At 59.7% G+C, this 21,971-nt stretch carries 25 protein-coding genes; 12 read left to right on the top strand and 13 right to left on the bottom strand.

Annotated elements, in window-relative coordinates; all coding sequences use genetic code 11:
- The 4 genes from EOL43_RS05240 (at position 1) to EOL43_RS05225 (ending at position 2,620) form a co-directional block, all read left to right on the top strand.
- The gene (locus EOL43_RS05240; RefSeq protein WP_133486267.1) at positions 1 to 294 is read left to right on the top strand and encodes a BufA1 family periplasmic bufferin-type metallophore; all 294 of its coding nucleotides are present in this window, start codon (positions 1 to 3) and stop codon (positions 292 to 294) included.
- 95 nt (positions 295 to 389) lie between these two features.
- Positions 390 to 1,268, top strand: a complete 879-nt coding sequence (gene bufB / locus EOL43_RS05235) for an MNIO family bufferin maturase (RefSeq protein ID WP_133486265.1) — start codon at positions 390 to 392, stop codon at positions 1,266 to 1,268.
- Positions 1,265 to 2,050, top strand: a complete 786-nt coding sequence (locus EOL43_RS05230; protein WP_133486263.1) for an HvfC/BufC N-terminal domain-containing protein — start codon at positions 1,265 to 1,267, stop codon at positions 2,048 to 2,050. The genes bufB and EOL43_RS05230 overlap by 4 nt, the downstream gene beginning before the upstream one ends.
- A 21-nt stretch (positions 2,051 to 2,071) precedes the next feature.
- Positions 2,072 to 2,620 (top strand): DoxX family protein, encoded by a 549-nt coding sequence (locus EOL43_RS05225; protein ID WP_133486262.1) that lies wholly within the window; start codon positions 2,072 to 2,074, stop codon positions 2,618 to 2,620.
- Positions 2,621 to 2,685: 65 nt separating this feature from the next.
- Here EOL43_RS05225 and EOL43_RS05220 read toward each other — a convergent pair whose 3' ends face one another.
- Together EOL43_RS05220 and EOL43_RS05215 are read right to left on the bottom strand one after the other, a co-directional pair.
- Positions 2,686 to 3,042, bottom strand: coding sequence for a hypothetical protein (locus tag EOL43_RS05220; RefSeq protein ID WP_133486260.1), 357 nt, complete (start codon positions 3,040 to 3,042; stop codon positions 2,686 to 2,688).
- Positions 3,043 to 3,077: 35 nt separating this feature from the next.
- A complete protein-coding gene (locus EOL43_RS05215; RefSeq protein WP_133486258.1) occupies positions 3,078 to 3,413 on the bottom strand; it encodes an arsenate reductase family protein in 336 nt (111 codons plus the stop codon).
- A gap of 264 nt (positions 3,414 to 3,677) precedes the next feature.
- Between EOL43_RS05215 and EOL43_RS05210 the strand changes: the two genes are divergently transcribed.
- Positions 3,678 to 3,896, top strand: coding sequence for a cold-shock protein (locus tag EOL43_RS05210; protein WP_133486256.1), 219 nt, complete (start codon positions 3,678 to 3,680; stop codon positions 3,894 to 3,896).
- A gap of 181 nt (positions 3,897 to 4,077) precedes the next feature.
- On the opposite strand, the gene EOL43_RS05205 is transcribed toward EOL43_RS05210, so the two are convergent.
- Together EOL43_RS05205 and thyX are read right to left on the bottom strand one after the other, a co-directional pair.
- Positions 4,078 to 4,767: a hypothetical protein gene (locus EOL43_RS05205; RefSeq protein ID WP_133486254.1), complete on the bottom strand. Its 690-nt coding sequence runs from the start codon at positions 4,765 to 4,767 to the stop codon at positions 4,078 to 4,080.
- Complete coding sequence (thyX, locus tag EOL43_RS05200) at positions 4,767 to 5,678, bottom strand: FAD-dependent thymidylate synthase (RefSeq protein WP_133486252.1); 912 nt, start codon at positions 5,676 to 5,678, stop codon at positions 4,767 to 4,769. Before thyX ends, EOL43_RS05205 begins: the two co-directional genes overlap by 1 nt.
- 153 nt (positions 5,679 to 5,831) lie before the next feature.
- Here thyX and EOL43_RS05195 point away from each other — a divergent pair, with 153 nt between their 5' ends.
- Positions 5,832 to 6,260, top strand: a complete 429-nt coding sequence (locus tag EOL43_RS05195) for a VOC family protein (RefSeq protein ID WP_133486250.1) — start codon at positions 5,832 to 5,834, stop codon at positions 6,258 to 6,260.
- 32 nt (positions 6,261 to 6,292) lie between these two features.
- Entirely contained in the window at positions 6,293 to 7,021 is a 729-nt protein-coding gene (locus tag EOL43_RS05190) for a DUF1194 domain-containing protein (protein ID WP_133486248.1), read from the top strand.
- Here EOL43_RS05190 and EOL43_RS05185 read toward each other — a convergent pair.
- The 3 genes from EOL43_RS05185 to EOL43_RS05175 form a co-directional block, all read right to left on the bottom strand.
- Positions 7,015 to 7,512, bottom strand: coding sequence for a MarR family winged helix-turn-helix transcriptional regulator (locus EOL43_RS05185; RefSeq protein WP_205669529.1), 498 nt, complete (start codon positions 7,510 to 7,512; stop codon positions 7,015 to 7,017). The two genes, EOL43_RS05190 and EOL43_RS05185, sit on opposite strands and share 7 nt — an antisense overlap.
- A 127-nt stretch (positions 7,513 to 7,639) precedes the next feature.
- Positions 7,640 to 7,948 (bottom strand): succinate dehydrogenase assembly factor 2, encoded by a 309-nt coding sequence (locus tag EOL43_RS05180; protein ID WP_133486246.1) that lies wholly within the window; start codon positions 7,946 to 7,948, stop codon positions 7,640 to 7,642.
- A gap of 3 nt (positions 7,949 to 7,951) precedes the next feature.
- Complete coding sequence (locus EOL43_RS05175) at positions 7,952 to 8,347, bottom strand: helix-turn-helix domain-containing protein (protein ID WP_133486244.1); 396 nt, start codon at positions 8,345 to 8,347, stop codon at positions 7,952 to 7,954.
- Between the two features lie 106 nt (positions 8,348 to 8,453).
- Between EOL43_RS05175 and EOL43_RS05170 the strand changes: the two genes are divergently transcribed.
- Together EOL43_RS05170 and EOL43_RS05165 are read left to right on the top strand one after the other, a co-directional pair.
- Complete coding sequence (locus tag EOL43_RS05170) at positions 8,454 to 9,656, top strand: pyridoxal phosphate-dependent aminotransferase (RefSeq protein WP_133486242.1); 1,203 nt, start codon at positions 8,454 to 8,456, stop codon at positions 9,654 to 9,656.
- Positions 9,657 to 9,688: 32 nt separating this feature from the next.
- On the top strand, positions 9,689 to 10,090 hold the full coding sequence (locus EOL43_RS05165) for a hypothetical protein (protein ID WP_133486241.1): 402 nt from the start codon (positions 9,689 to 9,691) through the stop codon (positions 10,088 to 10,090).
- A gap of 34 nt (positions 10,091 to 10,124) precedes the next feature.
- Here the strand turns inward: EOL43_RS05165 and EOL43_RS05160 are convergent, their stop codons facing one another.
- On the bottom strand, positions 10,125 to 11,486 hold the full coding sequence (locus EOL43_RS05160) for an MATE family efflux transporter (protein WP_133486239.1): 1,362 nt from the start codon (positions 11,484 to 11,486) through the stop codon (positions 10,125 to 10,127).
- Positions 11,487 to 11,686: 200 nt separating this feature from the next.
- Here EOL43_RS05160 and EOL43_RS05155 point away from each other — a divergent pair, with 200 nt between their 5' ends.
- Positions 11,687 to 12,490 carry a 3-hydroxybutyrate dehydrogenase gene (locus EOL43_RS05155; RefSeq protein ID WP_133486237.1) on the top strand — a complete coding sequence of 268 codons (804 nt, stop codon included), beginning with the start codon at positions 11,687 to 11,689 and terminating at the stop codon, positions 12,488 to 12,490.
- 40 nt (positions 12,491 to 12,530) lie between these two features.
- On the opposite strand, the gene EOL43_RS05150 is transcribed toward EOL43_RS05155, so the two are convergent.
- The 4 genes from EOL43_RS05150 to EOL43_RS05135 form a co-directional block, all read right to left on the bottom strand.
- On the bottom strand, positions 12,531 to 13,673 hold the full coding sequence (locus EOL43_RS05150) for a lytic murein transglycosylase (protein ID WP_133486235.1): 1,143 nt from the start codon (positions 13,671 to 13,673) through the stop codon (positions 12,531 to 12,533).
- A gap of 140 nt (positions 13,674 to 13,813) precedes the next feature.
- Positions 13,814 to 14,767, bottom strand: a complete 954-nt coding sequence (gene ppk2, locus EOL43_RS05145) for a polyphosphate kinase 2 (protein WP_420867497.1) — start codon at positions 14,765 to 14,767, stop codon at positions 13,814 to 13,816.
- A 151-nt stretch (positions 14,768 to 14,918) separates the two neighbouring features.
- Entirely contained in the window at positions 14,919 to 17,210 is a 2,292-nt protein-coding gene (locus tag EOL43_RS05140; protein WP_133486231.1) for a glycosyl hydrolase family 28-related protein, read from the bottom strand.
- Between the two features lie 201 nt (positions 17,211 to 17,411).
- Entirely contained in the window at positions 17,412 to 19,058 is a 1,647-nt protein-coding gene (locus EOL43_RS05135; RefSeq protein ID WP_133486229.1) for a lysine--tRNA ligase, read from the bottom strand.
- A gap of 152 nt (positions 19,059 to 19,210) precedes the next feature.
- On the opposite strand from EOL43_RS05135, the gene EOL43_RS05130 reads away from it, so the two are divergent.
- Complete coding sequence (locus EOL43_RS05130; RefSeq protein ID WP_420867498.1) at positions 19,211 to 19,582, top strand: tellurite resistance TerB family protein; 372 nt, start codon at positions 19,211 to 19,213, stop codon at positions 19,580 to 19,582.
- A gap of 212 nt (positions 19,583 to 19,794) precedes the next feature.
- A complete protein-coding gene (locus EOL43_RS05125; RefSeq protein WP_133486224.1) occupies positions 19,795 to 20,496 on the top strand; it encodes a glutathione S-transferase N-terminal domain-containing protein in 702 nt (233 codons plus the stop codon).
- A gap of 43 nt (positions 20,497 to 20,539) precedes the next feature.
- Here the strand turns inward: EOL43_RS05125 and dacB are convergent, their stop codons facing one another.
- Positions 20,540 to 21,967, bottom strand: coding sequence for a D-alanyl-D-alanine carboxypeptidase/D-alanyl-D-alanine endopeptidase (gene dacB / locus EOL43_RS05120; RefSeq protein WP_240686468.1), 1,428 nt, complete (start codon positions 21,965 to 21,967; stop codon positions 20,540 to 20,542).
- Between the last annotated feature and the right edge of the window lie 4 nt (positions 21,968 to 21,971).

The raw sequence follows: 21,971 nt of genomic DNA, 5'->3' as shown, positions 1-21,971 counted from the left end.
ATGTCGAAGAAAACTGTAGCCATCCTGGGCGCTGTCACCGCTGCTGTAGCTGCCAACGCTGCCCCGGCTTTTGCTGAAGACAATGAAAAATGCTTCGGCGTGTCGCTGGCAGGCCAGAATGACTGTGCAGCTGGCCCCGGCACCACCTGCGCCGGTTCGTCGACCGTTGATTATCAGGGCAACGCTTGGAAACTGGTTCCGGCTGGCACCTGCGAAACCATGGAAATCACTGGCGCAGACGGCAAAGTTCACAAAGGTTCGCTGACCGCAACCGAAATGAACCTGCCCAGCTAATCCGGACGGATTTCTGACTAGTCCCCATAAAACCGCTCTGGCCATCCTCGCTTGGCCAGAGCGACCCAACAAAGAAAAACACGAAGGGCTTTGACATGCTGAACCAACGCAATACCACAACGCTTCCCGATGGCGCTGGCGTTGGATACAAACCGCAGCATTTCCAAGACCTTCTAAACGCGCCCGGTGCTGTCACCTGGCTGGAAATCCACGCCGAGAACTATATGGGCGACGGTGGACGTCAGATCGCGCAGCTGCGCCATCTGGCCGATCATTTCCCGATTTCTGTCCACGGTGTGGGCGCCTCGATCGGCGGCGAAACCCGACTGGACCCCGAACATCTGGCGCGTTTGAAAAAGCTGGTGGATTGGCTGAACCCGGCCAGTTTCTCGGAACATCTGGCATGGTCGACCCATGACAGCGCGTTCCTGAACGACCTGCTGCCCCTGCCCTACACCAAGGACACGCTGACCCGCGTCACTGCGCATATTAACGAAGTGCAGGACCTGTTGGGCCGCAAGATGCTGCTTGAAAATCCGTCTTCGTACTTGGCCTTCGCGGAAAGCACCTGGTCCGAGCCCGACTTCATCCGTGAAGTCGCCCGCCGCACTGGTTGTGGCCTACTGTTGGACGTGAACAACGTCTTCATCTCGGCCACCAATCTGGAGTTTGAGGCACTGGACTATCTGGACGCCTACCCGCTGGAATTGGTCGAGGAAATCCACCTTGCCGGCCACGACGAAGACGCGGACGAACTTGGCCGCAAGCTTCTGATCGACAGCCACGGCAAACCAGTGGACGAGCCCGTCTGGGCGCTGTTTGACCACGTCATTGCCCGCACCGGTGCGCGCCCTGCGCTGATCGAATGGGACAATGACGTGCCCGACTGGGAAATCTTGGAAAGCGAAGCCGCCCGCGCCACCGCGCAGATGGAGGCCGTTGTCGCAGGACAAAGCCTGATGGTGTCCGCATGACCCAAGACACACTGCCCCAAGCGCCCGCCCGCGCCACCGTATCCCAGGCCGAATTCCGCGCCGCGATCCTGAACGCACAAGCCGATGTGCCCGAGGGGCTGGTCAATCCCGATGGCCAGCAGGCCTCCAAGCGCTTTTCGGTCTATCGCAACAACGTGGTGCACAGCCTGTCCGAGGCGATGCTGACGGGCTTCCCGGTGCTGACCAAGCTGTTGGGCGAAGAATTCTTCCGCGAGATGGCCAAGGTCTATCTGCGCATCCACCCGCCGGCCTCGCAACTGATGATGCATTACGGCGCGGCCCTGCCCGGCTTTCTGGAAAGCTTCCCCGGCACGTTGCACCTGAAGTATCTGCCCGACGTGGCCCGCTTGGAACTGGCCCTGCGCCGCGCTTATCACGCGGGCGACGCAGACCCGATTGACCCGGCCGAGCTGACTACCCTTGGCCAGCACGAGTTGATGGAGGCCCATCTGACGCTGGCCCCCGCCTGTGAGGTGCTGCAAGCCAAATGGCCCGCCAAATCCATCTGGGATTTCAACATGGCAGACGGCCCGCAACCCAGTGCAGGCGGCGAAGACATCCTGATCTCGCGCATAGGGTACGAGCCGAAGACCTTTTTGCTGCCGGAAGGCGCGGCCGAGTTCATCTCGTCGCTGTTGAAGGGGCGCAGTTTTGGCACGACTCTGGGATTGGCCACGTCCAACACCCCGGATTTCGACCTGACTGCCACACTGACCGTTCTGATCGCGGCGCAAGCAATAACCGGCATAGACCGGGCATAATAGAAGAAGGAAGGACACACCATGCAAGCCTTGGTGAACATTCACAACCGGCTGGCCGGACTGGCCGACCGCGCCGCCCCCGAGGTGCTGCCCTTACTGGCACGCTTCACCTTTGCCGCGACGCTACTTGGCTATTTCTGGGCGTCTGCCCTGACCAAGGTCGGCCCCGGCATTTTCGGCATTTTCAAGCCATCGCTGGGCGCCTACGCGCAGATCTTTCCCAAAGCGATGGAGGCCGTCAGCTATAATGTGGGCGACCTGTCCTTCTTCCACTGGGCCGTTGTCTTCGCTGGCACCGTGGCCGAGTTCATCCTGCCGCTTTTGATCGTGATCGGGCTGTTCACCCGGCTGGCCTCGTTGGGCATGATCGGCTTCGTCATCGTCCAAAGCCTGACCGATCTTTTTGGCCACGGAGGCATCCAACATGCCGAAACCCTCGGCGCGTGGTTCGACCGCATTCCCGACAGCCTTATTCTGGATCAACGCCTGTTTTGGGTCGTCATCCTTCTGATCCCCGTCCTGAAAGGCGCAGGATCGCTGTCGGTGGACCGACTGCTGAAGCTCAAGTAACCAGTGTCTGAGTAAAGTCCCTGAAAGGGCACCCTTGCGGGTGCTCTTTCTTTTTGGGCGCCCGATTAATGCGGATCCGGCTTCACCGCCGCCAGCGCCAAAAGCCCGCCCAATCCGGCCAGCGCAATCGGGAACATGGTGAAGACACCATAACCAAAGGCAAAATACATCCCCGCAGCCGAGGCCAACATCAGCGCGCCCCCAATCTGCGCCACCGAGCGCGCCATCGCACCACCGGCAAGTGCCAGAAGCGGTGCGATCAGGGCAAAGGCCCGCACGCGACCGGGATGTTCGACCTGCTCGGCCAAGTCCGGAAGCTCGCCGAACCGGTCGATCACTTCCGTGTATCCATATCCAAAAAATCCGACGATCATGCCCAAAACACCAGCAATCACACCCAAAACCAACGCGGCATTACGCATCACATTTCTCCTGCTCTTTCATCCCAGATAGGGGATCAGGCGCCGGTCTCCAACCACTGCGCCTGCGTTTTTGCGTCCCAACCCAGCGTCAACGCACCGTCTGCCTCGATCACCGGGCGCTTCATCAGCGTGGGGTGCTGGGCCAACAGGGCAACCGGTTCGCCTGCCCGCTCACCCTCGGACAAGCCCCGCCACGTGGTCGAGCGCTTGTTGACCAGAGCCTCCCCAAAAGCCGCGTAAAACCGCTCCAGATCAGCGGCGTCCACCCCATCGGCACGCACGTCTACGTATTCCAGCGCCTGTCCAGCCGCCTCCAACGCCTTCACAGCCTTCCGGCAGGTGTCACAGTTTTTCAGTCCCCAGATGCGCATTTCGCCCCCTGTCATATTCCTGTCACGCGGCCCGCCCAATGTGCCGCCAGCGCCTGTTATGACCGTAATCGGCGCGAAACGAAAGGACGCAGAGACCCGCTGCAAACCCGGCATCGCAAAGGTTTCCCTTGCAATTTGCCGCGCCGTACCCACATTGGGACGGGTAAGACAGAACTATCTACCGCCTCCTTTCATGCAGTCGGACGATACCTGATTGCAAACGAAAGCCCGCAAGATGCAGGGTTAAACAAAGGAGAAGCGGATATGTCCGATAAACAAACCGGCACCGTAAAATGGTTCAACACCACCAAAGGCTATGGCTTCATCGCCCCCGATAACGGCGGCAAAGATGTGTTTGTACACATCTCGGCTGTTGAGCGTTCGGGCCTGACCGGTCTGGCCGACAACACCAAGGTTGCCTACGACCTGCAAGAGGGTCGCGACGGTCGCCAGTCGGCGGTTGATCTTGAGGTACAGGGCTAAATTAGTCTTCACCGTATAGAATTGCGAAACCCCGCGGCGATTGCTGCGGGGTTTTGTTTTTGTGGGGTGCGGATGCAATGCCTGTCTAGCACCAAGTTCGCTGAGGGCATCGCCCGACCTCGGGTGGGTGCGAAGCGCCCTCCCGTGGGGGAGGTCGGGCGCTGCCCGTGCGCGGCACGGGCTAGTCCTTCTTAGCCTCTCGCGTGGCGTTGATACGCTCATCAAGCTCGCTGTCAGACAGAGGCTCAACCGGCCCCAACAATCGCGAGAAAGAAGTCCGCCATTCCCGCGGGAACGTGCTCGGCACAACCGAGTTCAAGAAACTGCGACGCGCTTCAAAAATACACGACGCCGGATCCAACCTGTTGAAATCATCCTTCTGGGGCTGACCCGCCCGAACCAGCTCGCGATAAGACCTCCAAAGAAACCGGTCGGCTTCATCCGGGCGCGCGATGCTTTCCATCGCAAAATAGGCTGCCATGATCGCATCCAACGGCTCGCGGCGATACCCCTCGAAAGCAGGGCCTTTTTCGGCCCCGTGACGATCATCTTCGTGAAGATAGTTCGGAAACAGGAACCGTCCACGATCCACAAGTGCTGACAATTGCGCAGCCTTCTTGCGAGCCTCATCAACATCCACAACACCCTGACCAATACACTGGGCAAAGGCCTGCGCCTCAGATGCTGCGGTCAAAAAATCGGCAGAAAAGGCCGTTATTTCTTTGCGAAACTCGGCCAGATGCTCATGTCGCCCAGACCGGCGAGAGATTTCATGGAGCCGGTGGTTGATGACAAACCCCAAGATCGCGATGACGATCGAGGACAGTGCAGCAACACTACCCCAGTCAAAGACCCCGAGATTAATCTCCATCAGTCCGCTTTCAACTCCGCCTCAAACTCGCGCCATTCGCCCTTCGACATGCCCGAGTTCTCCTGCGTAACTTCCTCACCTTTCAGCATCCGGCGGATGCAGTCCATGGCGCGGCCGGACAGATTGGCACCGCCCAGACGATAATCCTCGAACGCGCCGTATGCAGCGGGAACCCAATCGGCGACGACCTTGCAGATCGCGTCCGCATAGACGCGGATTTCGTATTGGGCGTGGTGGTCGGCGCGCAGGCGTAGGAAGTGGAACAGGTTGTGCAGGTCCACTTTCCAGTACCATTGGGTATAGATGTTGGCGGGCAGGTTCATGCGGGCCAGTTCGCGGGCCAGACCGTCCTGCCCCTCGTCCGAGATCATCTGTTCATAGTGATCATAGGCGCGGTTGCTGTCGGCCTTCAGGATCTCCAGCACGCGGGCGGCTTCCTCGCCCTGCAGCGTCGCGCCACGCCCCTGATTGTTCACCACCGATTGCGCAGCGATGTGTTCGGGCGCAGGGATATAGAACTCGCGGTCGAGGATCGAATAGCGGGCCGAGTATTCGTTCACATTCGCGGTCCGGTGACGGATCCACTGGCGCGCCACGAAGACCGGCAGTTTGACGTGCAGCTTGATCTCGCACATCTCGAACGGGGTCGAGTGCCAGTGGCGCATCAGATAGCGGATCAGCCCTTCGTCGTTCTGCACCGATTTGGTGCCCTTGCCGTAAGACACCCGCGCGGCCTGACAGATCGCGGCGTCATCGCCCATATAATCGATCACGCGGACAAAGCCGTGGTCCAGCACTTCATGCGCGGTATAGAGGTGTTTCTCCATCCCGTCGCTGATGGCGCGGCGGGTGGTGCCGGTCTGGGCGCGTTGCTCTTCGATTTCCTGGATCTGCTCGGGGCTCAATGACATGACGAATCTCTCGTGTGTTGGATGCCCGGCCACTATATCTAGGTGCGGGCGTCCGCCCAACAGCGATATGACGGAAAATATGTCACGCCTTTCCCTTCGGCGCGACAATGCTAAGGTGGCGCAAACACTTGCGCCTGAATTGGAGAGATACACATGGGACTTCGCTATTTGCACACCATGGTCCGGGTGAAAGACCTTGAGGCCAGTATGCGGTTTTATGCACTGCTGGGACTGGTAGAAACCAAGCGGCGAGATGACGAAGCCGGTCGGTATTCGCTGATCTTCATGGCGCCCCCAGAGCAACCCGACTGCCCGGTCGAATTGACCTATAACTGGGATGGCGATGACGGGCTGCCGTCTGACAGCCGTCACTTTGGTCACCTGGCCTACGAAGTCGATGATATTTACGCCACGTGCCAGCATCTGCAAGACAACGGCGTTGTCATCAATCGTCCCCCCCGCGATGGACGCATGGCGTTTGTACGCTCGCCGGACAATGTTTCAGTCGAGCTGCTGCAGGCCGGGGGCGCCCTGCCCGCGCAGGAGCCGTGGGCCAGCATGGAAAACTCCGGGCACTGGTGATGCTGATACAGGCCACATTCGATACGGGTGCGATGCGTTTTCTAAAGCGGATCGCCGCAATTGGATTAGCCTGTACGCTTCCGCACTTGGCACAGTCCCAACCCCAGTGCCGGCAAGCGCTTGCGCTGGGGCTAGACGTCTCGGCTTCGGTCGACCGTTACGAGTATCGCCTGCAACTGGATGGCTTGGCTGCCGCGCTGGAAAGCCCCGACGTGGTCGAGAAACTTTTGGCCTCGTCCGAGACCGTTATCGAACTGAGCGTCTTCGAGTGGAGCGGCCCAAGCAATCAGCGGGTGCTGCAAAACTGGACTGCTCTGACCTCGGAAACTGTGATCTCGGACATTGCCAATGTCCTGCGCCAAACCGAACGCGTCCCTGCTGATCCCTCGACCGGATTGGGACGCGCCATGCTGTTCGGGGCCGATCTGCTGCAACAGCGCCCCGACTGCTGGTCCCACAGCTTGGACTTGTCTGGCGACGGGCAGTCGAACTCTGGCCCGCGTCCGCAAGACGTGCAAGAGGACCTGCGGCTACGAAATGTCGTTGTGAACGCATTGGTCGTCGGTGCATCTGTACCGGGACGCGATCTTACCTCGTATTTCGAGGCTTATGTGCTGCACGGATTTGGCAGTTTCACCATGCAGGCCGAAAGCTTCAAAGAGTTCGAAGCCGCGATGATCAAGAAACTGTTGCGCGAGGTTCAGGGCGTGATGGTGTCAAAAGCATCCCCCGCCCCAACATTTCCAAACGCAACTCAATAGATATAGCGGATCTGGTCGGTCCAATAGCGTTCGACACGTTTCAACGCGGTATTGATGTCGTTGATCCCATCCGAGGACAGCACATCCCGCGACTGCAGCCCGTCCGCGTGACGCTCGAACAGTCCTGCGACAGTGTCACGGATGGAACGGCCTTTTTCTGTCAGGCGCACTCGCACGGAACGGCGATCAATCTCGCAGCGTTGATGGTGCATATAGCCCATCTCGACCAGTTTCTTCAGGTTGTAGGAGACGTTCGAGCCTTGATAATAGCCGCGGCTTTTTAGCTCGCCCGCCGTGACTTCGTTGTCGCCGATGTTGAACAGCAAAAGCGCCTGAACCGCGTTTACTTCCAGAACGCCAACACGCTCAAACTCATCCTTGATCACATCCAAGAGCAACCTGTGCAAACGCTCGACCAACGCCAGCGCCTCAAGATACTGCACAACAAAGCCATGATTGACCGTTTGCCCGATTTGCAAATGCATGCTCATCCGTCTCTCCGAACCGTTACTGAGACGACTCTTGAGCCTGAAAGAAGAACATTCAGTTAAATATCGCGGAAAACTGCGCCGGAGTTCAGGACAATTTTCGGAAAATCGCCCTGTACCCCGTGGCCACTTAGCGTGATTGCATGTGCTGCGCGATCCGCGAGATCAGCTCGGACAGCGCCTCGGGGGCGTCCTGCTGGCCCGACACCCACTGATAGAGATCCTGATCGTTTTCCCCAAGCAGCGCCTCGTAAAGGTCCAGCTCTTCGGTGGTCATATTTTCCAGATGATCATCCGCGTAGCGCGTCAGGATGATGTCCATCTCTTTGATCCCGCGCCGCATCGAGCGCATGGCCAGACGCTTTACACGGTGCTCGGGCGTTTCGCCTTCGCGCGCGCCGGGTGTTTCCTTCAGCTGATCATAGGGAATTCCGCTCATGTCTTATCCTTCCAGCCGCTTACGCAGGCGTTTTTCAAGCCGGCCCAACTGCTCGGCCGAGCGGCTCATCTGCATCTTGATGTCGCGAATTTCAAGCAGAAGATCGCGCACCTCGGGGGCGTCTCCGTCTTCAAGCGTCGGTTCACTGACCCCTTCGCCCTCGCCAGTCAAAAGCCAGCGCATCGAGACATTCAGAACGCCCGAGACCATCTGCAATTTGTTGGCGCGTGGTTCGGACAGATCCTCTTCCCATCCGCGCAGGGTTTTCAGTTTCACACCCAGCCGTCGGGCCAATGCGGATTGCGACATGCCTTCGGCTTCGCGGGCGGCGGCCAGGCGATCCCCGAAGGTCGCGGCGTCCTCGGAAAACCAATCGCCGTTCGCTACAGTCTGTTCCATGCCTGTCTCTCCTTATGCAATGTCGATATCGGGCACCTGATGATGCTTGATCCGCCTCGCGGCGCACCCTAGAAGAATTGCGACCAACATACAAACCGAGGCCGCCATGTCTTTCCTCTCCGCGACACTTGACCGCGTAAAACCTTCTCCGACCATCGCTGTATCGACCCTCGCAGCCGAGCTGAAAGCCGCTGGCCGTGACGTCATCGGCCTTGGCGCGGGCGAGCCGGATTTCGACACCCCCGACAACATCAAAGCCGCCGCGAAGGCTGCGATTGATGCGGGCAAGACGAAATACACCGCGCCGGACGGGATGCCCGAGCTGAAGCAGGCGATTTGCGACAAATTTAAGCGTGAGAACGGGCTGGAGTACACGCCCGCGCAGGTTTCGGTCGGGACCGGCGGTAAGCAGATCCTGTATAACGCGCTGATGGCTACGCTGAACCCGGGCGACGAGGTGATCATCCCGGCCCCTTATTGGGTCAGCTACCCCGACATGGTGCTGCTGGCTGGCGGTGAACCCGTCGTCGTGGAATGCCCGATTGAGACCGGCTTCCGTATGACGCCCGAGCAGCTTGAGGCCGCGATCACGCCGAAAACCAAGTGGCTGATCTTCAACTCGCCTTCGAACCCGACGGGCGCAGGCTATTCGCGTGACGAACTGAAGGCGTTGACCGACGTTCTGATGCGCCACCCGCATGTCTGGGTGATGACGGATGATATGTACGAGCACCTTGCCTATGGCGATTTCGAATTCTGCACCCCGGCCGAGGTCGAACCCGGCCTTTATGATCGCACGCTGACCTGTAATGGCGTGTCGAAAGCCTATGCAATGACCGGCTGGCGGATCGGCTATGCGGCGGGTCCGGTGGAACTGATCGCAGCGATGCGCAAGATCCAGTCGCAATCGACCTCGAACCCCTGTTCGGTAAGCCAATGGGCTGCTCTTGAAGCGCTGAACGGGACGCAGGACTTCATCGCTGAAAACAATAAGATGTTTGTCCGCCGTCGCGATCTGGTGGTCGAGATGCTGAACGCCGCCGAGGGCATTGAATGCCCGGTGCCGGATGGGGCGTTTTACGTCTACCCCTCGATCAAAGGCTGTTTGGGCAAAACCTCGGCCGGTGGTGTGAAGATCGACGACGACGAGACCTTCGCCAAAGCACTGTTGGAAGAGAAAGGCGTGGCAGTTGTCTTTGGCTCGGCCTTTGGTCTGTCGCCGAACTTCCGTGTCAGCTATGCCACGTCGGACGAGGCACTGAAGGAAGCGTGCACGCGCATTCAGGATTTCTGTGCGTCTTTGGTATAGAACCGAAGGCGATTAGAATCGAAAGGTCCCAGATGTCCGCTGTCCTGCCTGACTATTATTTCCGTGTCCGTGAAAACGGAGCTTTCGTGTTCAAGGTGGATACGGAAAACCGGCAACGCCGGATCGAGCTGGACCAGATTGCGGTTTTGAACATCAAAAACGGCGATGTGAAACCCCAAGGCGGTCGTGAGTTGTCTGACGAGGACAATGCCGCGATTGCCGAGTGGATGGAGCAGCGCCGCGCGCAGCTGAAGCAGCGGGATATCGATGATATCCTGCGCACGGTCGATCACCTGAACCTGACGACGCATTGGGCGCAGGCGCGGGCCTCGGACGAAGATCTGGAACAGGTGACCGACGCGCTTTTGCTGGCCATGCACGATCTGCGCACGATGTTGGTGCGCAAAAAAGCAGATCGATTGACCAAGGGCTAATCGCCACCACAATCAGCAAGTTTGGTCGCCTGCTCTATCGGGCAGGTGCGCCAATACGCGAGCTTTGCATCCAAAAGCGCCACGACATGAAGGCACCGGCGCAGAGCAGGCCCAACAGCAATCCCCACCAGACACCGACTGCGCCGAAGCCCAACGTGATGCCCAGCACATAGGACGATCCCATCCCGACCAGCCAATAGCTGAGGCTGGCGATGATCATGGGCACCCGTGTGTCCTGCACCCCGCGCAGAAGCCCCATGGCGATGGCCTGCGCGCCGTCTGCGAATTGAAACAGAGCGGCGACCACCAGAAGCGAAGTGCCAAGCACGACGATCTCGGCCCGCAAGACTTCGTTCGGGTCGAGGAACAGCTGGATCAGCGGCGCCGGGAAGACCAAGAACAGGATGACGGTCAGCCCACCGAAGAGGACCGATGCCAGCGTCACCGCTAGGGCGCCCCGGCGTAGGCCCAGCTCGTCCCGGCGGCCCAAGGCGCGGCCTGCGCGCACCGTCGCCGTCATCGACAGACCCAAATGCACCATGAAGAACAGCGCCGTGATCTGAAGCGCGATGCCGTGCGCGGCAAGCTCTAGCGTGCCGATCAGCCCCACAACGATGGTCGAGGCCGAGAACATCCCCACCTCGGCCAATGTGGTCATGCCGATGGGAATGCCCAGTCTCAGGAGCGCCACCAAGGCCTCCCAGTCCGGTTTCCAAAGCCGTTGGAACAAGGCCTGTTCCGGGTTCAGGCGCGCTGCATAGATCCACAGAACGATCCCCGCTGCGATCTGGATCGTGACCGAGGCAATCGCCGCCCCACGCACACCCAGTTCCGGCGCGCCCCAGTTGCCGAAGATCAGCGCATAGTTGATGACCGCATTCATCACGGCCGCAATCACCGTCGCCCACAGGACAATGCGTGCGTGCTCTAGCGCGGACAGGTAGCTGCGCAAGGACATCACGATCAAAGACGGGATCATGCCAAAGCCTGCGATCCGCAGATAGTCCTGCGCAATCAGGCTGAGCCCCTCATCCTGCCCCATCGCCTGCAGGATTGGCGCCGACATCCACATCAGGGGCAGCACGGCCAGTGCAAAGCCGACAGAAATCCACAGGGCCATCCGGGTCAAGCGCCGTACGCGCACCTCGTCGCCGGCCTCTTCCGCCTCGGCCACCATGGGCATCAGGGCAAAGCCCGGACCGGCCCCCATAATCAGGAAAATGAAAAAGAATGTGCCTGCCAGCGTGACGGCGGCCAGTTCCTCGACCCCGTACCAGCCCAGCATGATCGTGTCGGTGATCTGCACCGAAAACTGCGCCAGTTGCGAGGCCACCAGCGGTGTGCCCAGAACCAGAACTGCACGCATGTGCTGAGGGAGAGTCATTACCTGTGTCATTCCCCACCTCTATTGTGGGTAGTGCGGCGGGGCAAGCACAGAGTGTTGGCGCTATCGTATCGCGGTAACGGTGCGTATTGGCGTTGGTATCGCCACGTCGGTCGCCACTTCGACAGGTCCGCCATAGCTCAATCGGGAATGCAACGCTATCGTGGGCGTGCCGGCCCTGTCAGGGCGCATGGGCATCGAGGAGGACACATATGACTGACCTAACGGGCAAAACCGCGCTTGTAACCGGATCCGTACAGGGGATCGGGCTGGCCATGGCAAAAGCATTCGCAAAGGCAGGCGCACGCGTGGCCCTTCACGGGCTGGCAGACGCAAAGATGGCGCAGGACGCGCTGAATGAGGCTCTGGACGCAGGTGCACCCGATGCGCGTTTCTTCCACGCTGATATGCGTGATGTCAGCGCCATTGAACAGATGATGGATGACATGGCTGATTGGGGTGGGGCCGATATTCTTGTCAACAACGCAGGCATTCAGAAAACCGTGCCGCTGGCCGAGGCCGACCAAGAGACCTGGGATGCCATTCTCGACGTCAATTTGTCGGGGGCGTTTCACACCATGCGGTTGGCAATGCCCTTGATGGCCGAACGCGGGTTCGGGCGTGTGATCAATATCGCGTCAGTGCACGGACTTGTCGCCTCGAAGTACAAAGCGCCCTATGTGGCGTCAAAATTCGGACTGGTCGGCATGTCGCGCGTAGCGGCGCTGGAATACGCCGATGCCGGAAGCCGAGCCTCTGGCGGCGTCACCGTAAATTGCATCTGTCCTGGCTGGACCGAGACCGCCATCATCGAGCCGCAAATTCAGGAACGGGCCGCCGCGCATGGCGGTGATCGGGAGGCCGGAATAGCCGAGTTGCTGGCCGAAAAGCAGCCCTCACGCCGCACATCGGATCCTGCGGAAGTCGGCGCACTGGCGCTGTGGCTCTGCGCGCGTGAGGCGCATAACGTGACGGGCACCTCGATTCCGATTGATGGGGGCTGGACGGCACAATAGGCGCAGAAAGCGGTCCTTTTCGACGGCCAGTCAGAAGCCGCTACAGCATTGCAAGCAACGCTTTCGATGGCATACCGGTCACCCGAAGCCCGCGCGACCTCTGGAAGGCCTCAATCGCGGCGAAGGTCTTTTTTCCCAAGACGCCATCGGCCTCGCCCGTGTCAAAGCCTGCGCGGGTCAGCCCGCGTTGCAGGGCCTTGCGATCCTCTAGCGTCAACCCGTGTTCATCTGGTCCGAACGAGGCGCGCAACGCGGGGCGCCCGACCAGCCGGTCGGACAGATGCCCTACGCCAATGATGTATTTCTGCGCGTTGTTGTAGCGGGCCAGAACCGCGTAGTTGTGATAGACTTCGAACACCGGGCCACTGTCACCTGCAGGCTTGACCACGCGGCCCCTGCCCGACGGCGCACGCCCGGTGATCTCTTCGCCCCATCGCTGCCCGCGCCTCCAGCCCGACCGGCTGAGATACGCGGCGGTCGAGGCAAGCGCGTCGGTGGGATCATCTGACCAGATATCCGCCTTGCCGTCGCCCCGGAAATCCACCGCATAGGCCAGATAGGACGAGGGGATGAACTGCGTATGCCCCATCGCGCCCGCCCAGCTGCCCACCATGCGCGCGGGTGTGACGTCGCCACGTGCAAGGATCTTGATCGCAGCGGCCATCTGCCCCTCGAAAAAGCGGCCGCGCCGACCGTCAAAGGCCAGCGTCGCCAGCGCGGACATCACCGGCACATCGCCGCGCCGTTCACCATAGCGGCTTTCGACACCCCACACGGCGACGATCACCTCTTTCTCGACGCCGTAACGGGCCTCAAGCCGGTTCAGCAGGCTTGCGTGTCTGGACAGCATCGCCCGCCCCTTCGCAATCCGCGCGTCCGAGGCGGCGATAGCCAGATAATCCTCGAACGAGCGCACGAATTCGGTCTGATTGCGGTCGCGTTCCACCACGCCGGGCAGATAACCCACATTGCGGAAGGCACGGTTGACAGCGGACGCGGGCAACCCGCGCGCGATCATCCGTTTCTTGGCCCCCGGGACCCAAGTGTCAAACCGCGTATTGCGCACCGCGCGCATCCCACCAGACGCACTCGGCGGAACGCTGCTTACTGTGCTTCCAGATTGGCAAGCCCCAAGAGAAACAACCGACAAACCGGCCAGAATGAAACGTCTGGAATAGGGCATAAAATCACCTGCACTGCTTGTATAAAAAGCGCTCCGGGGACCGTGCGCAAATCTGTTTTCTCCAGACTACCCCGCCTCAACAAAAGATAGAATGAAAAAGGGGCGCCTAAGCGCCCCGTCGTTCTGTGTTGTCTGTCAAATCAACCGCGACGCTGATCCGGATGCAGGCTTGAGCCCAAGATGTGATCGGCGTTGTGGATCACTTGGCTGGCGTGACCTACGATCAGCGGATCCGGCGCGCGGACCAAGTCATAGTCCTTGTCAGGATAGTCAACGGTCGACAGGAAGTGGCGCATGCATTCCAGACGCGCACGCTTCTTGTCATTCGACTTGATGATGGTCCACGGCGCATCGGCAGTGTCTGTATAGAAGAACATCGCCTCTTTAGCTTCCGTGTAGTCGTCCCATTTCGAGAGCGATGCCACATCCACCGGGCTCAGCTTCCAGCGCTTCAACGGGTCATCCTTGCGGCTGTCAAAGCGGCGCTTCTGCTCTTCACGGGTGACCGAGAACCAGTATTTGTACAGGCGAATGCCCGAGCGCGTCAGCATGCGTTCGTATTCGGGCGTCTGGCGCATGAACTCAAGATATTCGCTGGGGGAACAAAAGCCCATCACGCGTTCAACGCCTGCGCGGTTGTACCACGAGCGGTCATAGAAAACCATTTCGCCCTCGGTCGGCAGCTGGCTGATATAGCGCTGATAGAACCACTGGCCGCGCTCTTCGTCAGTCGGTTTGTTCAGCGCGACAACGCGCGCTTCGCGGGGGTTGAGGTGCTCCATGAAGCGTTTGATCGTGCCGCCCTTACCGGCCGCGTCACGGCCTTCGAATAGAAGCACGAATTTCTGACCCGTTTCACCAACCCAGCGCTGAACTTTCAAAAGCTCGGCCTGCAGGCGTGCTTTCTCGGCCTCGTATTCCTTACGACCCAGCTTGGTGTCATAGGGATATTTGCCGTTTTCAAAGGTCTCGCGGATCTGATCTGCACTTACCTTGGGGAACGGTTTCTGCTCGGGCTTGGGCGCCTCTGCAGGCTTCGCGGCCGCCTTTGCAGCGGTTTTCGGCGCACTGGTACGGGTCTGATTCACACTCATTCGCATCTCTCCTTGATTGTCCGGTTTGCCTCTAACAAACCCGGCCGGACCGCGCCTTGATCCGCATCAAGAAATTTGAAGATGTTGGGGTGTTTCCCGCCAAACGCGTCGAAAAAGGGCCCACCAATCGGCGGGCCCTTTCTTAAGTGTATTAAACAGGCTTGTCCGTACGCAGGGTCACATGCGCCGTCCCGCGCACCGGCTTGGACCATTTCAACTGCGCCAGTTTCGCACCGGTTCCTTGGTTCACCAGAACATGCGGATTGTCCCAAACCTGATTGTTGGAGCTGTCGCGCAGATCACCCTCGATCACGACAGACGAGACCGTCCGCGCGTTGCCACCGAACGGGAAATAGGCCGAGCCATCCAAGCTCCAGGTGCTGGCTTCCGTGTTCTGATTGAACTCAAGCGTCACGGGCGAGATCGTCCGCTGGTCGACGCCCACGAAGGCATTGTCCTTGAAGGTCACGTCGCGCATGCTCCACCCGTTCAGCGTTCCGTGGGTGGTCGACACGCTTTCGACCCGGTCAATGCGCCCGTTCAACGACCGGAAGGTGTTGTTGCTGACGTGCAGGCCAGACAGATAGTGCCCGGTGCCGAACGGCTTGATCATGATCCAGGTGAACCACGGCGCAACGTCATTTGCGGTAAAGATGTTGTCCGTGATCGTCATCCCGCCGAATGCATATTCATTGCTGAAATCAGGCTCCGAGTCGTGCTCGTTGTTCCATTCGACCATGCAGTTGTCGATATAGTTGCCAGTCAGCACGGTCTTGTTGTTCTCAAGGGTGAACACGATGCCTGCCACGCGTGGACCATCCGTGACCTCGTCCCCCTGATACATGTGGTTGCCCTGAATGATATGGCCCGAGCCATACATTACCATCGACGTCCCCATGCGCTGGAACTGCGTGTCGCGGATCTTCGAGTCATTGGCGTTCACATTCAGCGCAACCGACACACGGTCCGTTGCCGGCAGGCTTTGTTCGGCCGAGATGAACTGACAACGGTCCACCTGAAGCCCCTGACAGGCGCGTCCGATCGAACTGATTCCATGGTTCTTGGGCTTAATGAAGTGACAGTCCTGGAACACCATGTTTTCGCCATTGCGCGCCAGCATCACAGCCGAAGCATGCGAGTTACACTGGAACTCGATCTCGATCAGGTTTAGGCGGCGTAGCTCGGCAAATCCACCAAGGTCCAGCACATATTTGTGGCGGGTGAACGTATAGGTCTGGTTGGGATCCGCGCCCCAGAGCGGGCGGCTCAGTTCAAGCTCTTCCGCGCTGATATCGACCGATTTCACATACACTTCTCGTCCGACCCCGTTGCCGGTCACGATCGAACCCGGCTCGATCGCCGAGATCCCGGACACATTCGTCAGCTTATTCGGATTGGCGGGGCTGTACTGCGCCGCCGAGGTCGTCACCTCGTCGTCCCAAGCCGCCCCGCCAATGACGTAGAACTGACCATTGCGGATCGCGCGCCGGATCAGGAACGTGTCCGAGGTCGCGTAGGCCCCTTGCATGTCAATGGGCTCGGTGACATCGATGCGGCGTCCACACATGTCCAGAACCTTGTGGTCAGCATAGTGCAGCAGTGCCTGAAACGCCTTGCGGAAGCCCAGAAGTTCGTCCCCGAACGCGTCGATATAGGTGGGCAGGTCGAAGCTGCGCGTCAACGACAGATAGACGTTGTCGGCCATCGTCACCGTGCCTTCAAAGCGAATATCCGTGTGCAGGGTCAGGTTGGCACCGATAAAGAAGACACCGTCGGGCACCAGCAGGGTTCGCCCGCCGGACGCTGCATCGGCGGCCTCGAACGCGGCGCGGTCATCGGTGACACCGTCCCCAACGGCTCCAAAATCGCGCACATCGACCCAATCCATCATGTCGCGCAGATAGGCGCCGGTCACGTCTTCGACGATGATGTCGTCAATGCGCACTGCCGCCCCATTCGACCCGGTCAGGTCCAGACCCACATGGGCATAGGCGACGTCCTCGCCCCAGACCATATCAACGCTCGACCGGCTGCCCGATCCGATGATGGCCGAGATCTCGACCACTTCGCCATAGGATGTCAGCGCGACCTCGGGCCCGGTTTCAACATATCCGGTGGCATGCCCCCCACCCGTCAGGCTGGGACGGGTAGCGATACGCACAGATGGCAGCGGGCCTGAGATCGCCTTGACCCGTGCCCGAACCCGCAAATAGCATCCCTGCTCAAACGGTGTCTGGCCCATATAGCGCAGCGTTTGCGTGTTCTGATCCTTGAACAATTCCAAACAGCCATCGAAATCCTGATCCGCCGGTACGATGGCCGCATTGCCCGCCCCGTCATACGTTAGGCTGCCGGGGGTGCCGTCCTCGCTTGACCAGACATCCAGCCCATCCTCAAATTCAGGCGGCATGAACACCACCCCTTCGGTAATCGCCTTGTTCATCAGGTTCCCTTTCCGGTCGATATCCACGCAAAGCCCCGCGCAAACGCGTTGGGGCGCGCAGGACGGGGCGAGAAACGTCAAAAGGGGTAAATGTGGGCGGTTAACGGGCGTTAAGACGGGCGTGCGTTGCACGGGGGAGTAGAACGAAAAACAGCGCCCGAAAACTCGAACGCCGCTAATAATTTCAATATCTTGAAGGTTTTACTTCACCAGTTCGCCAGCCAGCGCTTTGTCGATCAGGGCAGCCGTCTCCTCGGCCCCATAAAGGGCCGCGAAGCCCCCGAAACGCGGACCTTGGCTGGCGCCCAGAAGCACCTCGTATAGCGCTTTGAACCAATCGCGCAGGTTCTCGAACCCGTGCAGTTTGCCCAGCGCGAAGACCACCGATTGCAGGAACTCGTCCGAGTGGAAGTCGACCGCAGGCAGCGGATCGTCGTTCCCCATCATCTCGTTCTTGCGGGCAATCGCGTTCAGCGCCACGTCGCCATCGCGCAGGGCTTTCGCCAGCTCTTCCAGCGCGCCACGCTCTTGATCCGTGGGCAGGCGGAAGACCTTCGCAGGCTCTACGAAGTCCTCATAGTACTTCACGGCATAACCTGCCGCTGCATCCAGATCCGGGTGCGTCTCCGGCGTCGCGTCCGGCGCATAGCGCTGAATGAAGCCCCAAAGCTGCGCCTTGTCATGGGCCGAGGCCACAGACGCCAGATTGAGCAGCATCGAGAACGGAACGACCATGTTCGATACCGGCACGTCGCCGCCGTGGATGTGCCAGACCGGGTTGTTCAACTGCTGCTTCAAGTCCTGCTTGTGATAGGCGTTCAGCTGCTGGTGATATTCGTCCATCGCCTTGGGGATCACATCAAAATGCATCCGCTTCGCGGTCTTAGGCTTCAGGAACATGAAATAAGCCAAGCTCTCGGTCGAGGCATAGGTCAGCCATTCGTCGATCGACACGCCATTGCCCGAGGTTTTCGAGATCTTCTGACCGTTTTCATCCAAGAACAGCTCATAGGTAAAGTGCTCGGGCGCACGCCAGCCCAGAATGCGGCATATCTTGTCATAGATCGGCGTGTTGGTGGAGTGGTCCTTACCATACATCTCGAAGTCAACTTCCAGTGCGGCCCAGCGCGCCCCAAAGTCCGGCTTCCACTGTAGCTTCACATTGCCGCCAGTGACGGGCAGCGTCCACTCTTTGCCGTCTTCATCGTCAAAGGTAATGGTGTGATCCTCAGCGTTCACCTCTTTCATCGGCACGTAAAGGACACGACCGGTTTCCGGGTGGATCGGCAGGAAGATTGAGTAGGTCTGGCGACGCTCTTCACGCAGGCTTTTCAGCATCACTTCCATGATGTCGTCATATTTCTCGACCGCGCGCTTCAGCACCTCGTCAAACTGGCCGGAGCCATAGAATTCGGTTGCCGAGTAGAACTCGTATTCAAACCCGAACGTGTCCAGGAACCGGCGCAGCATGGCATTGTTGTGATGGCCAAAGCTTTCATGTGTGCCGAACGGATCCGGCACACTGGTCAGCGGCTTTTGCAGGTGGTCATGCAGGCTTTCCGAATTCGGAACGTTGCCCGGCACTTTCCGCATGCCGTCCAGATCGTCCGAGAAGCAGACCAGCTTGGTCGGAATGTCCGAGATCACCTCGAAAGCGCGTTGAATCATTGTGGTGCGCGCAACCTCGCCAAAGGTGCCGATATGGGGCAGACCCGACGGGCCATAGCCCGTTTCAAACAGCACGTATCCCTTATCCGGCGCGCCCTTCTGGTAACGTTTGAGCACCCGGCGCGCCTCTTCAAAGGGCCAGGCTTTCGAACTCATCGCGGCGTCACGCATTTCGGACATGTGCTTTCCTTTCATCTCGTGCATCTTGCACGTTGTGCACTCCCTATTGCGAAGGGCTCGCGGGGTCAATATTCTGCACCGCAACAGAGGAGCAAATCCAATTGCAAGATATTCCCCATTCCCTGACCCCTCAGGACAGTCTGATTGCCGTGATGATGGCGGTGTCCGCGTCGGACGAACACATCACTTCCGCCGAACTGCTGACCATCGAACGGATCGTCAATCACCTGCCGGTCTTCGCGACCTATGACCCCGACCGGTTCAAAACCGTTTCGCAAACCGTGTTTGACCTGTTCGCGGTTGAAGACGGGCTGGACGCTCTGTTCGGCCTCGTACGTGACAACCTGCCGGAAAACCTTTGGGAAACCGCCTATGCGCTGGCTTGTGATGTCGCCGCTGCGGATGGCGTGTTGCAAGGCCCGGAACTGCGCATCCTGGAAGAGATCCGTTATGAGCTAAACATCGACCGCCTGCATGCCGCCGCCATTGAACGCGGGGCGCGCGCGCGTCACATGACGCTGTAAGCGACGCTGATTTTTGACCATCGCAAAAGGGGCCGCACGGCCCCTTTTCTGTATTCCCCACCGTGTCCGAAAGGACACCACGCGCGCGTGATCATGCCGAACCTTGAAGCTGCCACCCCGCCGCCCCATATTCGGCCTCAATCACACACGCAGCCCCTTGAGCGCGCGCTGATACGCGGCCACATTCAAGGTTCGACTTTCTAGGACACCCCATGTTGCAAGACTTCAAGATTACCCAGCGTTGGCCCGCTACCCGGCCCGACGTCATCCAGCTTTACTCGCTGCCCACCCCCAACGGCATCAAGGCTTCGGCCATGCTGGAAGAAACCGGCCTGCCCTACGAAGCGCACCGTATCTCGATCATGGATGGCGACCAGTTCACACCCGAATATTTGTCGCTCAACCCAAACAACAAGATCCCCGCGATCATTGATCCCAATGGACCGAACGGCAAACCCCTGCCGCTGTGGGAGACCGGCGCGATCCTGATCTACCTTGCTGAAAAGTCTGGAAAGTTCCTGCCCACTGACCCGGCAAAACGCGCCGAGGTGCTCCAGTGGCTGATGTGGCAGATGGGCGGCTTTGGCCCCATGTTGGGCCAGTTTGGTTTCTTCTATGCCGCCGCTGGGAAAGATTTCGAAGACAAGCGCCCGCTGGAACGCTACCGCGCGGAAGCAAAGCGACTTCTAAGCGTTCTGGACAAGCGTCTGGACGGGCGCGATGTCGTGGCCGGAGACGAGTATTCGATCGCGGACATCGCCATCTGGCCATGGGTTCGCGTGCTGTTGACCGGCTATAACGCGGGCGACGCGCTGGAGCTTGATAGCTACGCAAACGTACAGCGTTGGTACGCCATGAGCGCCGACCGCCCGGCCTCGAAAATCGCGGTGAATATGCCGCCGAAGCCCGAATAAGGCTGCTGCTAGCAAACACAAAAGGGGCCACACGGCCCCTTTTTTATGTCCCGAACAGCACCGACCAGCGCGCAATCAGATCATGTTGCAATCTTCGTGATCGGCGGCTCCAACCTTTTGCGCCCTTTGGACGTTCCCGGAACGCTTTTGGAATGGCGCCCCGTCGCTCCATATCTGCCGTGAAAATCGCAAACGCCAGCTCGCGCCCGTTTGGCGCGGTGACATAGCCCGCCAGCGCCGACACGAAGTTCAGTGTCCCGGTCTTGGCACGGATCGCGTGGGTTCCGCCTTCAGGCAATAGCTCGGACTTGGGCGGGATGTTTTTCAGAAGCGGCGCAAGATCGCCATCCGGAGACAGCGTGACCAGCGCACGCACCATATCGCGCGCTGTCACGATGGACTGATCGCTCAGCCCGCTATGGTCCGCAAATCTCAGCCGCCGCGTGCCCAACGCGTCCTGCGCCCAGTCTGACATCTGGTCCGCCGAGCCTGCCAAATCCGCAGGCGTACCGCCCGCCTCGACACTCGCCGCCATGCCGACCACTTCCGCCGTCAGGTTGGTCGAGTATTTCAGCATGTCCTGCACGATCTCGGCGACCGGGGCCGACGCGTGCGACACCAGAACGTCGCCCTCAGCTGCTCCATTTTGCGCCAGAGGGCGGGGCAGCTTCACCCCCTGCCCGCGCGCCAGAACCTGAAAGACCTCACCGGTGTAGATGTCAGGTCTCCGGACCGGCAACCAGCGTGACCCGCCCTTCCCCAGCGCCGTGCGCGCGACTGTCCAACTGTCGACACCCGCCGCATCCTTATAGGTGAAGATCGGAGACTTCCTGTCTACGACCTCCATCCGCGCCACTTTCACCGCAGGGCGCAGCGTTTCGGACCGCGCATCCATCGCAACAGCCCAGCTTTGGCCTTCGCGCTTCCATTCGAAATGCACACGGTTGAAGTTCAGGTTCAGCCCCGAGATCGACGGGTTGTACCCCAGATGATCCGGCTGCCCGGGATCAATCACCCGCTGATAGGGCAGATACGCGCCGTTCACATGAAACTTGCCGGTGATCCCGCTCACGCCCAGCGCGCGCAGGTCTTTTGCCATCTGTGACAGCGCATCGGTGTCCAGCGTGGGATCCGCGCCGCCCACAAGGATCAGGTCGCCTTGGATGATGCCTTCTTGCACAGGTCCAGTCGCCAGCAGGCGCGTTTGAAAGCGATGCTCCGCACCAAGGATCGATAGGGCATAGGCCCCCGTGATCGCTTTCGCGACACTGGCAGGCGGCAAAGGCAACACAGGGTTGTGAACCTCAAGCACCTCGCCCGTGTGGGCGTCCGCCACCACGAAGCCAATCTTCCCGCCCAGTCCGGCATCGGCCACCATAGCTGCGACCGATGGCAGACCTCGCTTGGCGTAATCGCCCGGTTTGGGCACAGGAAAAAGCGACGTCGCAGGCGCGTTGGCAAAGGCAGGCATCCCT

The sequence above is a fragment of the Aliiroseovarius marinus genome, from assembly GCF_004360145.1.
GTDB lineage: Bacteria > Pseudomonadota > Alphaproteobacteria > Rhodobacterales > Rhodobacteraceae > Aliiroseovarius > Aliiroseovarius marinus.
The sequence above is the reverse complement of the archived record's forward strand: the minus strand, read 5'-3'. Positions and strand labels throughout refer to the sequence as shown.

Excerpts from the sequence above, each read along its gene's own strand:
- EOL43_RS05205 (WP_133486254.1), bottom strand. The coding sequence starts at position 4,767 with ATGGAGATTAATCTCGGGGTCTTTGACTGGGGTAGTGTTGCTGCACTG.
- ppk2 (WP_420867497.1), bottom strand. The coding sequence starts at position 14,767 with ATGAGTGTGAATCAGACCCGTACCAGTGCGCCGAAAACCGCTGCAAAG.
- EOL43_RS05225 (WP_133486262.1), top strand. The coding sequence starts at position 2,072 with ATGCAAGCCTTGGTGAACATTCACAACCGGCTGGCCGGACTGGCCGAC.
- EOL43_RS05135 (WP_133486229.1), bottom strand. The coding sequence starts at position 19,058 with ATGTCCGAAATGCGTGACGCCGCGATGAGTTCGAAAGCCTGGCCCTTT.
- EOL43_RS05140 (WP_133486231.1), bottom strand. The coding sequence starts at position 17,210 with ATGAACAAGGCGATTACCGAAGGGGTGGTGTTCATGCCGCCTGAATTT.
- EOL43_RS05180 (WP_133486246.1), bottom strand. The coding sequence starts at position 7,948 with ATGAGCGGAATTCCCTATGATCAGCTGAAGGAAACACCCGGCGCGCGC.
- bufB (WP_133486265.1), top strand. The coding sequence starts at position 390 with ATGCTGAACCAACGCAATACCACAACGCTTCCCGATGGCGCTGGCGTT.
- EOL43_RS05240 (WP_133486267.1), top strand. The coding sequence starts at position 1 with ATGTCGAAGAAAACTGTAGCCATCCTGGGCGCTGTCACCGCTGCTGTA.
- thyX (WP_133486252.1), bottom strand. The coding sequence starts at position 5,678 with ATGTCATTGAGCCCCGAGCAGATCCAGGAAATCGAAGAGCAACGCGCC.
- dacB (WP_240686468.1), bottom strand. The coding sequence starts at position 21,967 with ATGCCTGCCTTTGCCAACGCGCCTGCGACGTCGCTTTTTCCTGTGCCC.
- EOL43_RS05220 (WP_133486260.1), bottom strand. The coding sequence starts at position 3,042 with ATGCGTAATGCCGCGTTGGTTTTGGGTGTGATTGCTGGTGTTTTGGGC.
- EOL43_RS05150 (WP_133486235.1), bottom strand. The coding sequence starts at position 13,673 with ATGCCCTATTCCAGACGTTTCATTCTGGCCGGTTTGTCGGTTGTTTCT.
- EOL43_RS05190 (WP_133486248.1), top strand. The coding sequence starts at position 6,293 with ATGCGTTTTCTAAAGCGGATCGCCGCAATTGGATTAGCCTGTACGCTT.
- EOL43_RS05170 (WP_133486242.1), top strand. The coding sequence starts at position 8,454 with ATGTCTTTCCTCTCCGCGACACTTGACCGCGTAAAACCTTCTCCGACC.
- EOL43_RS05155 (WP_133486237.1), top strand. The coding sequence starts at position 11,687 with ATGACTGACCTAACGGGCAAAACCGCGCTTGTAACCGGATCCGTACAG.
- EOL43_RS05175 (WP_133486244.1), bottom strand. The coding sequence starts at position 8,347 with ATGGAACAGACTGTAGCGAACGGCGATTGGTTTTCCGAGGACGCCGCG.
- EOL43_RS05215 (WP_133486258.1), bottom strand. The coding sequence starts at position 3,413 with ATGCGCATCTGGGGACTGAAAAACTGTGACACCTGCCGGAAGGCTGTG.
- EOL43_RS05185 (WP_205669529.1), bottom strand. The coding sequence starts at position 7,512 with ATGAGCATGCATTTGCAAATCGGGCAAACGGTCAATCATGGCTTTGTT.
- EOL43_RS05125 (WP_133486224.1), top strand. The coding sequence starts at position 19,795 with ATGTTGCAAGACTTCAAGATTACCCAGCGTTGGCCCGCTACCCGGCCC.
- EOL43_RS05165 (WP_133486241.1), top strand. The coding sequence starts at position 9,689 with ATGTCCGCTGTCCTGCCTGACTATTATTTCCGTGTCCGTGAAAACGGA.
- EOL43_RS05230 (WP_133486263.1), top strand. The coding sequence starts at position 1,265 with ATGACCCAAGACACACTGCCCCAAGCGCCCGCCCGCGCCACCGTATCC.
- EOL43_RS05195 (WP_133486250.1), top strand. The coding sequence starts at position 5,832 with ATGGGACTTCGCTATTTGCACACCATGGTCCGGGTGAAAGACCTTGAG.
- EOL43_RS05210 (WP_133486256.1), top strand. The coding sequence starts at position 3,678 with ATGTCCGATAAACAAACCGGCACCGTAAAATGGTTCAACACCACCAAA.
- EOL43_RS05130 (WP_420867498.1), top strand. The coding sequence starts at position 19,211 with ATGATGGCGGTGTCCGCGTCGGACGAACACATCACTTCCGCCGAACTG.
- EOL43_RS05160 (WP_133486239.1), bottom strand. The coding sequence starts at position 11,486 with ATGACACAGGTAATGACTCTCCCTCAGCACATGCGTGCAGTTCTGGTT.